Source organism: Pseudoalteromonas sp. OF5H-5, assembly GCF_021530695.1.
Taxonomy (GTDB): Bacteria; Pseudomonadota; Gammaproteobacteria; order Enterobacterales; family Alteromonadaceae; genus Pseudoalteromonas.
This window is the reverse complement of record NZ_JAKGBF010000008.1, coordinates 200,677-214,902: the sequence shown is the minus strand read 5'-3', so window position 1 is coordinate 214,902 and position 14,226 is coordinate 200,677. Positions and strand designations below refer to the sequence as shown.

The 14,226-nt window shown below is 42.7% G+C and carries 12 protein-coding genes; all 12 read left to right on the top strand.

What is annotated here, in order from left to right; translation table 11 throughout:
* Positions 1 to 35 precede the first annotated feature (35 nt).
* The 12 genes from flgJ (at position 36) to L1271_RS13760 (ending at position 14,224) form a co-directional block, all read left to right on the top strand.
* Complete coding sequence (gene flgJ / locus L1271_RS13815; RefSeq protein WP_102056457.1) at positions 36 to 1,010, top strand: flagellar assembly peptidoglycan hydrolase FlgJ; 975 nt, start codon at positions 36 to 38, stop codon at positions 1,008 to 1,010.
* A 1-nt stretch (position 1,011) separates the two neighbouring features.
* Positions 1,012 to 3,024 carry a flagellar hook-associated protein FlgK gene (gene flgK / locus L1271_RS13810; protein ID WP_102056458.1) on the top strand — a complete coding sequence of 671 codons (2,013 nt, stop codon included), beginning with the start codon at positions 1,012 to 1,014 and terminating at the stop codon, positions 3,022 to 3,024.
* Between the two features lie 2 nt (positions 3,025 to 3,026).
* Positions 3,027 to 4,262 (top strand): flagellar hook-associated protein FlgL, encoded by a 1,236-nt coding sequence (flgL, locus tag L1271_RS13805; protein WP_102056459.1) that lies wholly within the window; start codon positions 3,027 to 3,029, stop codon positions 4,260 to 4,262.
* A 317-nt stretch (positions 4,263 to 4,579) separates the two neighbouring features.
* The gene (locus L1271_RS13800) at positions 4,580 to 5,542 is read left to right on the top strand and encodes a flagellin N-terminal helical domain-containing protein (RefSeq protein WP_010369260.1); all 963 of its coding nucleotides are present in this window, start codon (positions 4,580 to 4,582) and stop codon (positions 5,540 to 5,542) included.
* A 504-nt stretch (positions 5,543 to 6,046) separates the two neighbouring features.
* Entirely contained in the window at positions 6,047 to 7,012 is a 966-nt protein-coding gene (locus tag L1271_RS13795) for a flagellin N-terminal helical domain-containing protein (RefSeq protein ID WP_010369253.1), read from the top strand.
* Between the two features lie 162 nt (positions 7,013 to 7,174).
* Positions 7,175 to 8,137 (top strand): flagellin N-terminal helical domain-containing protein, encoded by a 963-nt coding sequence (locus tag L1271_RS13790; RefSeq protein ID WP_017218082.1) that lies wholly within the window; start codon positions 7,175 to 7,177, stop codon positions 8,135 to 8,137.
* A gap of 82 nt (positions 8,138 to 8,219) precedes the next feature.
* Positions 8,220 to 8,630 carry a flagellar protein FlaG gene (locus L1271_RS13785; protein WP_010369249.1) on the top strand — a complete coding sequence of 137 codons (411 nt, stop codon included), beginning with the start codon at positions 8,220 to 8,222 and terminating at the stop codon, positions 8,628 to 8,630.
* Between the two features lie 18 nt (positions 8,631 to 8,648).
* A complete protein-coding gene (gene fliD, locus L1271_RS13780) occupies positions 8,649 to 10,058 on the top strand; it encodes a flagellar filament capping protein FliD (protein WP_235368079.1) in 1,410 nt (469 codons plus the stop codon).
* A 17-nt stretch (positions 10,059 to 10,075) separates the two neighbouring features.
* Positions 10,076 to 10,504 carry a flagellar export chaperone FliS gene (fliS, locus tag L1271_RS13775; protein WP_010369245.1) on the top strand — a complete coding sequence of 143 codons (429 nt, stop codon included), beginning with the start codon at positions 10,076 to 10,078 and terminating at the stop codon, positions 10,502 to 10,504.
* Positions 10,494 to 10,790 carry a hypothetical protein gene (locus tag L1271_RS13770; protein ID WP_010606314.1) on the top strand — a complete coding sequence of 99 codons (297 nt, stop codon included), beginning with the start codon at positions 10,494 to 10,496 and terminating at the stop codon, positions 10,788 to 10,790. Before fliS ends, L1271_RS13770 begins: the two co-directional genes overlap by 11 nt.
* A gap of 18 nt (positions 10,791 to 10,808) precedes the next feature.
* On the top strand, positions 10,809 to 12,896 hold the full coding sequence (locus tag L1271_RS13765; RefSeq protein ID WP_235368078.1) for a motility associated factor glycosyltransferase family protein: 2,088 nt from the start codon (positions 10,809 to 10,811) through the stop codon (positions 12,894 to 12,896).
* The gene (locus tag L1271_RS13760) at positions 12,896 to 14,224 is read left to right on the top strand and encodes a DUF4910 domain-containing protein (RefSeq protein WP_235368077.1); all 1,329 of its coding nucleotides are present in this window, start codon (positions 12,896 to 12,898) and stop codon (positions 14,222 to 14,224) included. Before L1271_RS13765 ends, L1271_RS13760 begins: the two co-directional genes overlap by 1 nt.
* Positions 14,225 to 14,226 lie beyond the last annotated feature (2 nt).

Here is a 14,226-nt window from a genome sequence, read left to right as displayed (position 1 = left end):
TTGTATAGTTATTAACGTCAAACAGTGCTGAGTGTATGAACACCGACCAATTGAAAAATCAAAGCTTTTTTGACCTAGGAAACCTTGATTCGATCCGTAAAGAGGCGCTGAAAGGTGCTGGCGATCAAGGTGCCTCAGATCAGGCATTGAAGAAGGCGGCACAACAGTTTGAGTCTATCTTTACGCAAATGTTGTTACAAAGCATGCGTAAAGCGAATGAGGCGCTAGAGGATAAAGACAGTCCATTTAACTCTAGTGGTGTCAAATTTTTTGAAGAAATGCATGATCAGCAACTTTCGATGCACTTATCTGAGCAAGGCAGCTTAGGACTGGCAGATCTGATTGTGCAGCAGTTGTCTCCTAACTCTGAAAAGTATAAGCCTGCCTCAGTAATGAGAGCTGACGGCGATATTTCCTTTAAAAAGCAGGCGACAGCGAGTGAGAGTGTGAATAAACCCGAACCGCAGGTTGTCAATGTAAAGGCAGATGCCTCAAGCGATGAACAAACAGGCTTTGGTTCTCCTGAGGAATTCGTCGACAGAATTTGGGAATACGCTCAAACAGCGGCGAAAAAGTTGGGCTTGAACCCTGCGGTAATGGTTGCACAAGCTGCACTGGAAACCGGTTGGGGTAAACACATCATCAGCAAAAAGGATGGTAGTAGCAGTTTTAATCTATTCAATATTAAAGCGGATAGCCGCTGGAGTGGTGAAAGCGCCAGAAAATCGACACTTGAATTTGAGCAAGGGTTACCGGTGCAAAAGCAAGCCGATTTCCGTGCTTATAAGTCGCTTGAACAAAGCTTTGATGATTATGTCAGTTTCCTAAAAGGTAATCCGAGATACGAGCAAGCCTTAAATAAGGCTGGTGATAGTCACGCCTATTTAAGTGAACTTCAAAATGCAGGCTATGCGACCGATCCGAATTATGCCAACAAAATTAAGTCAGTTTTAAAGCGTATTGATGTATCCGATTTCTTATCCGGTGCGCTAACAAAGGGAGTCAGATGAGATGTCATTTGATCTATTAAATATTGGTGCAGCAGGGGTTAGGGCTAACTCCGAGTTACTACAAACCACCAGTAAAAACATTGCTAACCTAAATACCAAAGGGTATATCCGTGAACGGACTGAGCACGGAACGATGATAGGTGGCATGGTTGGTCGTGGTGAAACGGTGCGTTTGATCAACCAATTTGCGCAGCAGCAATTAAATCGTGATATTTCTAATCAATCTTACTATGAGCAGTTTGTCACTGAGGCAAGCCGCGTTGATACGTTGTTTGCACAAGACTCAAACAGTCTGAGCAAGAGCATCAACTCGATGTTTAATAATTTACAAAGCGCGATTAACTTGCCTTCATCGACAACTAACCGCTCTTTATTTATGACGGGCGCTCAAGGCCTAGTCGATCAAATGGATAGATTGTCAGGTATTGTTGTTGATCAAAACAGTATCGTGAACGAGCAATTGGATATTTTCTCGGAAGAAGCCAATAACCTTGTGCAAAAAATCAGTGAATTGAATAAACAAGTGGCGAGTAAGTCGGCGCTCAATCTTAACAATGTCGATCACAGCGTGCTTAATGAGCGAGATCAAGCAATTAAAGAGCTTGCTGAGCTCGTAGATATAGAAACACTCGACGGTGAAAATGGCGAGAAGCTCGTATTTTTAGGCACTGGGGATGCGCTTGTGATGCAAGGTGGTGCCTTCAATTTATTTGCGATGAAAGGCAATCCAGATCCTAATCATAAAGAACTAATCCTAGACATTAAAGATAAAAATGTTGTGCAACTCGAGTTAGATAGCGGCAGCTTGAAAGGCAAAATCGGCGGGTTACTGGCATTTAGAGATGAAGTGTTGATCCCGGCACAAAACCAACTAGGCCAAATTGGCCTCGCATTAGCTGATGCTTTTAATCAGCAAAATAGATTGGGAATGGACTTAGATGGCAACATAGGTGGAGATATTTTTAAAATACCTACCGTGGGTGGTTTTGCTTACAGCGAAAATACAGGCACCGCAGCGCTTACGGCAACACTTGAGCCTGGGCGCGGCAATGAGTTGCCAGCTACCGATTTTCAAGTTACTTATACCAGTGCAACAACCGTTGAAATAACAGCTGTAGATGCCAAAGGCAATCCTATCGGTACGCCGACGACTGGTAATATTGCAGGTGGAGTCATCACGGGAACGGGCGATTATTTTGGCTTACAGATGAACGTAACTGGTAGTGGTGCAACAGGCGATAGATTTCTTGTGAAATTAAACCAACAGGCTGCAACTGGGTTGGAGCTTGCAACTCAAAGACCAGAAGCTCTCGCATTAGCGTCGCCAATTCGTACTGAAAAATCAGCAGACAATAATGGTACGGCGACCATTTCAGCTGGGGTTGTCACTGATACCGATCCAGCAACCAGTGCGTTTACTGCGGGAACGCCGCCAACGTTGAATGATGGTCCTTATACTTTGACTAAAACCGCCAATGCTAACGAATATACATTAACCAGTAATTCAGGTACAACGCATACCTTTACGGCTCCTGCCGATGGTAAAGATATTCTCTCTGGAGTGGGAGTGGCACCTGCACCTTTTGATAATCTTGGCTTCACTTTCGATATCGAGGGTACACCGAATACCGGTGATAGTTTTGAGATTAGTTTTAACACCGGTGGTTTTGATGACAATCGTAATGGCGCGGCGCTCGATGGTCTGAAATCGTCGGATTTAGTTAGGCAAAATGTAGAGTCTACAGGTAGTACCGAAAGCCATAAAACCTTTAATGAAGCATATGCCGATATTGTCACTGGTGTAGGGGTTATTACCAATCAAGCGAAAACCAATGGCGCGGCATTTGAAGCGCTGGCTAATCAGTCGAGTGCATGGTTTGAGTCTCTATCGGGTGTAAACCTAGATGAAGAGGCGGCCAACTTGTTACGTTTTCAACAGTCTTACTCGGCTTCGGCTCAAGTCATTTCGGCAGCGAGAACTGTGTTCGATACCTTATTAAGTGCAGCGAGGTAATTATGCGTTTATCTCAAAATCAAATTTTTAATTCTAATCTTAATTCTATTTTGCGTAATCAGCAGGACGTGAATAAAGCAACACAGCAGCTGAACACGCAAAAGCGGGTACTGAGTGCTTCTGATGATGCTTCAGCGACTGCTAGAGCCATGCTTTTTGACGACCGGATCCAAGCAAACGATCAGTTTACCAAGAACCTGACTATGTTGTCTTCGAGATTAGATACTCAAGAATCAGTGCTTGAAAATATTAAAACGGCCATTGATAGCGCTTATGCGAAGTCAATACAGGCAGGTAACGGTGGGTTATCTGACGTTGACCGTGAAGCGATTGCTGATGAGCTAGAGTCCATCCAAGATACTATTTTGGATTTAATGAACTCAAAAAGTGAGGATGGTAAGTTTATATTTTCCGGCTACCAAGATAATACTCAAACCTACAGCTTTGATTCTGCCACTGGAAAGTACGTATATAACGGTGACCAAGGACAGCATAAAATAAAAGTTTCTGAAGGGGTTGAAATACGCTCAAGTGATAACGGTTTTGATGTATTTGAAAGTGCAGAGAAGCGACTGAATATTACGTCAAATACAGGTGTGGTTTCTGGTGGAATTACATCTGCATCGGTTTATGTAGATGAGCAAGCTGTTTTTGATAAGTTTCATAAAGCAAATTACAACGCCGATCCTAGTGCGCCTGCAGGTGCAAACACCTTTGACTTAGTGGTGACAGCGGGTACGCCAAATACTTACCAGCTTGAGCAGGGGGGAACGGTTATTTCAACAGGTAGCTTTGAAGGTAATTCGGTCAAAGTAGCAGGTATGGAATTTAAATATGAGGGTGCCGGTTCTGGTCAAATCAGTTTTGATTTAGAAAAGCCCCAGAAGGAAAACATTCTAAATACATTAGAATCTATGATTACGTCATTAAGAGACCCCAGTATTACGGGCGATGATTACAAACAGGTACTTGCAGATGGGATCTCTGGACTAGACAATGCCAAAATCAAGATATCGCAAGGACAAGCGGGGCTTGGTGGTAGGTTAAATGCTGCTAAGCTTGTATCTGATGCAAATTCAGACTTGGACGTAGATAATAAGGCAAATAAAGCGGCTTTAATAGAAGTCGATTTTTATTCTGCGATTTCAGAACTCACCAAGCATGAAACTGCGCTGCAGGCCTCTCAGGCAACATTTGGCCGCCTAACTAACCTTTCTCTATTAGACTATATTCGTTAAAAGACGGCCTTTACGGGCCGTTTACTCTCACACCGCTCTAAACTCAACTTTTCCTCGTAACAAGCTGAATAATAATACAGTTTTATATAATTACCTGACCGTAACCTAGGTGCGTCAAAACTTTGCCATATTTGTTTGAGCAATAATAAAAGCATATAGAAATCATGACGATAATTTTTTTTTAAAAAAAATACTAAAGGAAATTTTTTGCCGACCGATAACTTAATTAACCAAGCCGGAGAGTGAAAAACATTCAAAGGTTGGAAAAGAATCTAAGTTTGAGAGTGAAAGACTCGATTTAAAGTGGGAGAACCATCATGGCACTTTATGTAAATACTAACGTAAGTTCATTGAACGCACAAAGACAATTAATGCAATCTGGTAATTCACTAGATACATCATTCAAACGTCTATCATCAGGTTTTCGTATCAACAGCGCTGCTGATGATGCTGCAGGCCTACAGATTTCTGACCGTTTGAGTTCACAAATCAATGGTCTAAACCAAGGTAACCGAAACGCGAACGACGGCATTTCACTAGCGCAAACAGCCGAAGGTGCGATGGATGAAGTAACGTCAATGTTCCAGCGTATTCGTACACTGGCACAACAAGCATCAAACGGCTCAAATACAGACGAAGATCGTTTGGCGATTCAAGAAGAGATTCGTTCACTATCTGAGGAAGTAAACCGAGTCGCTGCTGACACGACCTTTGGTGGTCAAAACTTACTGGATGGCAGTTACTCAGCAAACTTTCAGGTAGGTGCTGATGCGGTACAAACTATCGGTTTCAGTATGCAGAATGTTGCTGGTACAGCAAATGATATGCAGGCAAACGGCGGTTTTACACTGTCAGGTATCGCGGGTATCGCAAGTGGAGTAACAGGTGTAGCACTAAGTGCAACAACAGGAACTATTAGTACAAACATTGGTACTGAAGCTGATGCAAAAGTATTCTCAGATGTATTCACAGCTGGCGGCATCTCAGTATCTTCGCAAGCGAATGCTCAGGCTGTACTAGCTGGTATGGATAACTTGATTGCGGTAGTTGATAAGAAACGTGCAGAGTTAGGTGCGGTTCAAAACCGATTCCAATCAACGATTCGTAACCAAGCAAATATCTCTGAGAACTTGTCGGCTGCGAAATCACGTATCAAAGATACTGACTTCGCTCAGGAAACTGCAAGCTTGACCAAGATGCAAATCCTTCAACAGGCTAGCCAAACAATCCTAAGTCAGGCTAACCAACGTCCTCAGGCTGCTTTAAGTCTTCTAGGATAACAGTTGGAAGGTAAAGGTGCCTAAGCCGAATGGGGTATTTGCTTAGGCACCGAATTGGATGATAAAGCGGAGGTGCTTAAATCCAATAGCGTTCATTAAAACAATGAACACGTTAATTAAAGCATTAAGTATGCCAACTTTATGCTAGAAAAATGACACTCACTCTCAAATTTATCTAAAGAGGCCAACTGGCCTCTTTTTATTTCCCTACACTTTGAGCTGAAGCCTCTCCACCCATCAAAAAAGCCGCGGCTAGATGCCGAAATGCTAGTTAGTCGTTCCTCGATAAACAAAGTATTTAATACCTATTTTTAAGTTCCCTGTGTTATTTAATCATAGCTTTGGATTTTTGGCCTGCTATTTGCTTGCTACTAGCTACAGTAAATTCTGGCGTCAAAGTGGCAATTGGTTGCCTTAGTTGGTTGAATACCCGATGCATAAGTGCCGCTTTGTCATTTAACTATCTATCAATTAGATATTGATTTGACAAAAAGAGAGTGAATTATGGCTTTATATGTAAATACAAATGTTAGTGCTATTAATGCACAGAGACAGCTAACTAACTCGGGCAATGAACTAGATACATCTTTCAAACGTTTGTCATCTGGTATGCGTATTAATAGTGCTGCTGACGATGCGGCCGGGTTACAAATCTCCGATCGATTACAATCTCAAATTTTAGGTTTAACCCAAGGGAACCGAAACGCCAATGACGGAATTTCATTGGCTCAGACCGCTGAAGGGGCAATGGATGAAATCACTTCTATGTTCCAACGTATCCGTACCCTATCTCAACAGGCAGCGAATGGTTCTAACACTGATGAAGATCGCTTAGCCATTCAAGAAGAAATTAGACAGTTAGCCTCTGAGGTTAATAGGGTAGCGTCTGATACCACTTTTGGTGGACAGAACTTACTTGACGGTTCTTATGCTGCTAATTTCCAAGTTGGTGGTGATGCGGTTCAAACTATTGGGTTTAGCATGCAATATGTAGGTGCGACAGCAAATAGTTTGGCTGACAATGGTGGCTTTACACTTTCTGGGATTGCAGGGGTAGCTAGTGGTGTTTCTGGCGCTGCATTAAGTGCAACAACTGCTACGATTAGTACAAATATTGGTACTGAGGCTGATGCCAAAGTGTTCTCAAATGTTTTCACAGCAGGAGGGATCTCGGTTTCTTCACAGGCCAATGCACAAGCTGTTATGGCAGGTATGGATGCGCTGATTGCGGTAGTTGATAAAAAGCGTGCAGAGTTGGGTGCTGTACAAAACCGATTCCAGTCAACAATACGGAACCAAGCTAATATTTCTGAAAACTTGTCGGCAGCAAAATCGCGAATTAAAGATGCTGACTTTGCACTAGAAACAGCCAAATTAACTAAGAATCAGATATTACAGCAAGCAAGTCAGACGATTCTCGGCCAGGCAAATCAGCGTCCACAAGCGGCACTGAGCCTACTTCAGGGCTAGAAATGAATAAAAAATAAAAAAATTACAAATAAAGCTCAAGCTTTCGCTTTAGCAGCCGATAGCAGAATTAGAGAACTATAAATTTAGGACTCTTATTCATCGTTGGTAGCAGGGTAGGGGTATCCCGCTCCAGCGAGTTATGTTGATAAAGCGGAGGCTATTATGGCTTTATATGTAAATACCAATGTGAGTTCATTGAACGCACAGCGGCAACTAAATAAATCCTCAGGTGCGTTAGATACATCCTTTCAACGCTTGTCGTCAGGTTTGCGCATTAACAGCGCAAAAGATGATGCTGCAGGTATGCAAATCACCAACCGTCTAAATGGTCAGATCAATGGTCTGAATCAGGGCATGAGAAACGCCAACGACGGTATTTCATTAGCGCAAACAGCCGAAGGTGCACTGGATGAAACCACTCAGATGTTCCAGCGTATTAGAACGCTTGCTCAGCAGGCTTCGAACGGTTCGAATACGGATGAAGATAGGCTTGCACTACAAGAGGAAATTCGTTCATTAGCTGAAGAAGTAAACCGTGTCGCTGCGGATACAACATTCGGTGGTCAAAACTTGCTTGATGGCAGTTATGATGCGAACTTCCAAGTCGGTGCCGATGCAGTTCAAACTATCGGCTTTAGTATGCAAAACGTAGCAGGTACTGCAAACGATTTACAAGCGGATGGCGGCTTCACACTGTCTGGTATCGCAGGCATTGCAAGTGGTGTAACTGGTGTGGCACTCAGTGCGACAACAGGTACAATTAGTACCACGATTGGTACCGAAGCAGATGCGAAAGTCTTCTCAAATGTATTCACGGCGGCTGGTATTTCTGTATCTTCGCAAGCGAATGCCCAGGCTGTATTAGCTGGTATGGATAACTTGATTGCGGTAGTTGATAAGAAACGCGCAGAGCTGGGTGCGGTTCAAAACCGATTCCAATCAACTATTCGTAACCAATCGAATGTTGCTGAAAACTTAACGGCTGCACGTTCTCGGATCCAAGATACAGACTTCGCACAAGAGACTGCAAACTTGACTAAGATGCAGATTTTGCAACAAGCAAGTAGTTCTATCTTGAGCCAAGCGAATCAAAGACCGCAAGTAGCTTTATCGCTACTAGGTTAATTGATTAGTATTGTAGCGTCAGGTTTGTGAATATTTCTCAAACTTGGCGTATACTTTACGGTAAAAGGTTTGGAGGTGTGTTGTGAAAGAAGTTCAAGCGTCTACACCAAATGGATTCGTCAATCATACAAAACCAGAAGAATTAATTAGGACGGCATCTTCTGCTGAGACGACTCGTGCGGTTGAGTCTACTAGCAAAACAGAATCTAGTACGAAGCAAAGTGAGGAACAAGGTGCTGTAAAGCCTGACATTTTGGAAGAAATTAAAAGCAACTTAGAAAAGCTGAATCAGTTTATTCCTGTTACAGCAACTAATTTGTCTTTCGAGTTTGACGAACGTGGAGATCCTCCCGTTGTAAAGGTGATCGATACGAACAATGATGAAGTAATACGGGAAATTCCTTCCGAGGAGTTTCGTGAAATGGCTAAAGCTCTCGAAGAGTTTGCCGATAAGGTGTCAAGTAGAGGATTGCTGTTTGATAAAACAGCTTAATATTGGGTTGGAGGTTGTATGCCATTAATTACATCTGCGGGTATAGGCTCGGGGCTTGACTTAGAAAGCATCATTAAAGCGACAATTGATGCTGAAAATGTTCCTAAGTTACAAGCGTTTGCCAAAAAAGAAGACTCTTTAAAAGTGGAGTTATCTGCGGTTGGTGAGTTAAAGTCAGCAATCTCTAAACTCAAAGATACGATGGCGAAGCTTGCAGATCCTGACAACTTTGGGAAGCGAGTAGCAAACATTACCCAACCTAGTGGCGGAGATATAATCAGCGTTACTCCAACATCAGATATATCCGTAGGAAACTTTAAAGTTGCCGTCAAACAATTGGCAGAGGGTAGCCGAATCATTTCAGCAGACGACGCATTTGCATCGACTGATGCGGTCGTTAGTGCATCCGGAGGTACACTTTCGTTCGGAGCTGGGCCAGATAAGTCATTTGATTTAGATGTGACAGCGGGAATGACACTTGCTGAGCTTAGAGACGCAATAAACTCTTCTGAGTCTAATTTCGGGGTAACCGCGAATATCGTGAATACGGGTAATGTTGGTTCTAAGCTTGTACTTACTTCCAATGTCACCGGCGACAGTAACGACTTAACGATAACTTCGGATACTGCAGAGCTTGATGCAATCAGCACAACTGCATCTGGTGGTGGTGCTGGTGGAATGACAACAGTTCAAGCTGCGCAAAACGCAATTATTACTGTTGATGGCCTTGAAGTGACAAGTGATAGCAACACATTCAAGGATGCGGTGCAAGACATGACGATTAGAGCCCTTGAAGTTAGTGAAGGTAACGATACTGATGGTTATGCGACAGCTAAATTAAATATTGATTACGATCGTGAATCTATTAGCAAAATGATTGACGAGTTTATTGCAAATTATAATAATTTGATTGGTACTATTGGTCTTCACACTCGAGTTGGTAGACCGTTAAACGGTGACTCCTCAATGAGGACATTGAGCGACCAGATGATATCGACTCTATCGTCAGAGCTTACAGACGCAGGTCCATTTGGTTCCATTTTTGATATTGGCCTAGGCGTTAAAAAAGATGGATATCTTGAAAAATCTTCACTGGTAAGAAGTCTTAATGAAGCTATGGACGATAACTACGATGATATTGGCAAGGCTTTTGCAGGTGATAACGGTGTAGCTAAACAACTTGAAGAGTTGCTAGGTAATTACGTCGATTCTAAAGGCATATTGAAGCAACGTGAGACGAGCTTAAATAGCCAGTTAGATGATTTAGAAGATGACGTCCTGAATCATGAATATCGAATGAAATCGATGGAAGAAGGGTTACGTCAAAAATATGCTGGTCTAGACGTGTTGATTGCTCAAATGCAACAAACACAGTCCTATTTAGGTGCTCAATTAGCAAATTTACCTGGCTTCACTAAATCTAAGTAAACTAAGAGGCATGTGATATGTATAACGCCCGAGTCAAAAATTACCAAAGAGAAGCATTGAAAACGAGAGTTGCAGGTGCAGACCGTTATGAAATAATTCAAATGTTGATGGCTGGTGCCGTTGAAAAAATGGTACTTGCAAAGGTATCTATTGAAAAGCGTCACCTCGAAGCCAAAGCAGAACATATTTCTAAAGCTTCAGCCATCATTGAAGCACTTCGTGGAAGCTTAGACTTTGAAGTTGGTGGCGAAGTAACAGAGAATCTGTATGCTCTCTATTCATACATGTTAGACAGGTTGTTAGATGCTAGCATGCAAAATGACCCCGCTATAGTTGATGAAGTATCGAATTTGCTGAAGGAAATCAAGTCTGCTTGGGACGCGATTCCAATTGATGTACGTAAGCAGACACTGGATGCTAACGGCGCGGATGCTAATGTCGGCTGAGTTAGCTCACATAGAAGCAACCCTCAATAAGCTGGATGCTGCTTGTCAGGCTGGTGAGTTGGAAGAGGCTCAATGTCTTTTCATTCAGATAGACAAACAGCTCCGGACAACATTAACAGCTGATGTGTTAGCTGATTCAGAACAAGCTCAACAATCTGCTTTAGTCATATTCAATCATATCCAATCAATAATGAGCCAGTTGCAGCAGGAAAAAAGCGCTGTTGCAAAAGAACTATCACAAGTTATTGGCAATAAAAAAAAGATCAAAGCGTATAAAAATATTTAATACGACACCGGCAAATGTATGAACAAAGACCCCTTATCACAACAATTAGAGTCTCTGAGTGAGCAACTTTCGGATACCGCTGCTCATCAGGCTAAAGAAGCCAAGTTTGCTGAAGAAGCTAACGAACGTTTTAATCAAAATTTAAAAAGTTTCGAAAAATATTTCCCCAGTATTGCACAGACCATCAAGGAGTATCATGTTCGTGAAGACTTTTGTCTGCACGTGACTGCATCAGGGCATGGTAACTTTATTCCAAAGGGCTGTACAGCGCCAATTTATTCTCAGTCACCGATAGAACAAACCCAAACTCAAGTTGAGAAGCAGCTCAGTAAACCTGTACTAAGTCTTACTGATTATACCGGATACGGTCAAAATCAAGAAGATGATCGCCTGCATGTCCGTTATATGACCGAACTGACTAATTTGATGGTTGATATTCGAAACCAAGGCGAAGAAAAACTAACTAATTTACCTGAACATTTCCCAACAGCAATTATTTTTGGTATTGGTTTGGGGTATCACATCCCATTATTGTTTGAACGGACTCAGTTTGATTATACTTTCCTAATAGAGCCCGACTTTGAGCAGTTTTTTGCGAGCCTATTTTGTACCGACTGGTACCAGATTATTTCAGATATTGACGAGCAGGGTGGATGCTTATTTTTTCACTTGGGAGTTGACCACAGTACGTTTATCCGAGACATTGAAAAAATAGCGGAAGATGTTGGTGCATTTGCTCTTGTTAGAAGCTTTTGTTATCAGCACACACCAGATGCACGATTGAATGTGCTTATTCAACAATGGGCGAAGGATTATTTCCGCTTTCAGTTTGGACACGGGTTTTACAATGACGCCGTGACAGGATTAGCTCACAGCATTCACCATGTTAGAAACAAAGCGGCATGGCTTACCAAAGCAAGCACAAGCTTAAATAAAGACACACCTGTTTTCATTATAGGCAATGGTCCTTCGTTAGATGAAGCTGAAGATTTTATTAAGCGCAATCACAAAAAAGCAATTGTAATTGCTGCAGGCACATCGATCGCCACTTTGTACAGAAAGGGGATCCCAGTTGATTTCCACGTTTTAGTAGAAAGGCCATATTCAAATTACAAAATCTTTGGTGATATTGTTCCACCAGAGGTTTATCAAAATACCAATCTAATCGGGTTAAGCACCTTATACCCAGATACAAATAAAAGATACAAATGGGCTGGCATCGCAGCGAAAGGCTCTGAGGCTGGTACTTCGATGATGGACATTATCGCATTGCGTTATATGTCACAGACTTTGCCAAAAATCCCGTATAGTAATCCAGTTGTTGCGAATACCGCTTTATCATTTGCCTTGTATTTAGGGTTTAGAAATGTGTACCTATTTGGCGTTGATAATGGAAAAGACCCAAGAGGTGCTCATCACAGTAAAGACAGTATTTACAGACCTAGTAATGACGATGATGAATCGTTGGGGTTGGGCCACTTAGAGATACAAGGCCACACTTTAGACGGTAATCTCGGTGGCATCGTTGTATCAAACGATCTATTTATGATCGCTCATGCCCAACTTGAAAAGCTGCTTAATTACTATGATGTCAAAACGTGTTTAAATATCGGGAGCGGCGCTAAAATTGAAAAGGCACTACCAGTAAAAGCAGATGACTTACTCGATATTGAAGAAGATTATGATATTACTGAAACTGTAGAGCTAATAAAGTCTGATTGCTTTGATGTATTTAATCTTGATGATGTAAGTGACGAATTTATTGCACTAGATAGCCTTAATGAACTTGTTTTGCATATTTGTGAGATAGCGTCAGAACCCGTGAAGTCTAGGCAAGAAGCAGCGGATCAGCTAAGACGTCAATCACGCTATTTGTTTGCATATCGAGACTCTATTCTGGGACACCTATTTCACTTGGTAAAAGGGTCGCTACTGTATTATCACTGTCCGATGATAACCTTACTTTATACATACGAAGATGAAACTTTTTGTTTAGCACAATATGAAAGGCTGAATCAGCTTTGGATGAGTTATATCAAGGAAATTTATACTCATTTTTGTGAACATTACACTGAAAAATGTGATCTAGGAAAGGAGTTGCAGTAGTGCACTACGAAGAAAGTGAGCAATTTTACAGTGACCTTTATGACGAGTTGTTTCCAATCTTAAGGTCGATCACCGGACCTGGGCTCAGACAAAGTTACGGCATATTTGGACGATATATGCCATTGGAGCGGCTGTCTATTCCCTCGGGGACAGCTCTGTTTGACTGGCAGGTTCCGCAGGAATGGCACTGCGATGAAGCGTATCTGCTGGGGCCTGATGGTGAGCGAGTGGCGGATATGCACAGACTCAACCTTGAAGTCGTGAATTACTCCGAGCCCGTGGACATCACTTTGTCTCTGGAAGAGTTGCAATCTCATTTGTACAGTTTACCTGAGCTGCCTGAGGCGGTGCCTTATGTGACCAGTTATTATAAGAAGCGCTGGGGTTTTTGTGTTAGCCAGTCACGCCGTGAGCAGCTAAAGCCGGGCCAGTATCGTGCAGTGATTGAAAGCCGTTTTGTCGATGGGCACTTAGATCTTGCTCAAACCGTGCTTGAGGGGCAATCGGATCAGGAAGTGTTACTTAGCTCCTATCTATGCCACCCTTCCATGGCCAATAATGAGCTGAGTGGTCCGCTGGTGTTACTGGGTTTGTATCACAGGATAAAACAGTGGCCGAACCGCCGCTACACATACCGTTTTATGCTGCACCCGGAGACCATCGGGAGTCTTGGGGTACTGCACCTGATGCAGGATCATTTTCGCCAGCACCTGGTATCCGGGCTGGTACTTAACTGCTTAGGGGGAGACCCTCAGGAACTGGTTTTTAAGCACAGCCGCAATGACAACGGGTTACTTGACAAACTCTTGTATCATCTGAGTGAGCAAGGCCATGGCCATAGCAATATTCCATTTAGCCCGCTTAGCGGCTCCGATGAGCGCCAGTACAATGCACCCGGGTTTCAGTTCCCCGTATGTTGCGTAAGCCGCAGTTTTCATACTGGCTATAAGGAATACCACACATCACTCGATAACAAAGACTATATGGGCATAAAACCGCTGCTGGATAGCATTGATAAACTGGAAAAAATTTTTCTGGCGTTTGAGCAAAGTGCGCGGTTTGAAAATACTCACCCGTACGGCGAGCCTAACCTGGGCAACCGGGGGTTATACCCAACACTCAGTTTTTTCAGTGAAGAGCGGACCCGTCAGCTAGACGAGCTCAATCATATCAAGATGTTGCTCTGTTACTGCGATGGGGAGCATGACACCATAGACATTGCAGAAAAGTACAGTCAGTCTGTCACGGAATTTGCGGGTGCAATCAATAAGCTGGAGGCACATGCGTTGTTGAAAATGCTCCCTCTAAAGAGTCAGCTGGAGGCGTAGTT

Bases quoted from the DNA above. Each gene is read 5' to 3' on its own strand.
- flgL (WP_102056459.1), top strand. From the start codon at position 3,027: ATGCGTTTATCTCAAAATCAAATTTTTAATTCTAATCTTAATTCTATT.
- fliS (WP_010369245.1), top strand. From the start codon at position 10,076: ATGTATAACGCCCGAGTCAAAAATTACCAAAGAGAAGCATTGAAAACG.
- fliD (WP_235368079.1), top strand. From the start codon at position 8,649: ATGCCATTAATTACATCTGCGGGTATAGGCTCGGGGCTTGACTTAGAA.
- flgJ (WP_102056457.1), top strand. From the start codon at position 36: ATGAACACCGACCAATTGAAAAATCAAAGCTTTTTTGACCTAGGAAAC.
- L1271_RS13800 (WP_010369260.1), top strand. From the start codon at position 4,580: ATGGCACTTTATGTAAATACTAACGTAAGTTCATTGAACGCACAAAGA.
- L1271_RS13765 (WP_235368078.1), top strand. From the start codon at position 10,809: ATGAACAAAGACCCCTTATCACAACAATTAGAGTCTCTGAGTGAGCAA.
- L1271_RS13795 (WP_010369253.1), top strand. From the start codon at position 6,047: ATGGCTTTATATGTAAATACAAATGTTAGTGCTATTAATGCACAGAGA.
- L1271_RS13770 (WP_010606314.1), top strand. From the start codon at position 10,494: ATGTCGGCTGAGTTAGCTCACATAGAAGCAACCCTCAATAAGCTGGAT.
- flgK (WP_102056458.1), top strand. From the start codon at position 1,012: ATGTCATTTGATCTATTAAATATTGGTGCAGCAGGGGTTAGGGCTAAC.
- L1271_RS13790 (WP_017218082.1), top strand. From the start codon at position 7,175: ATGGCTTTATATGTAAATACCAATGTGAGTTCATTGAACGCACAGCGG.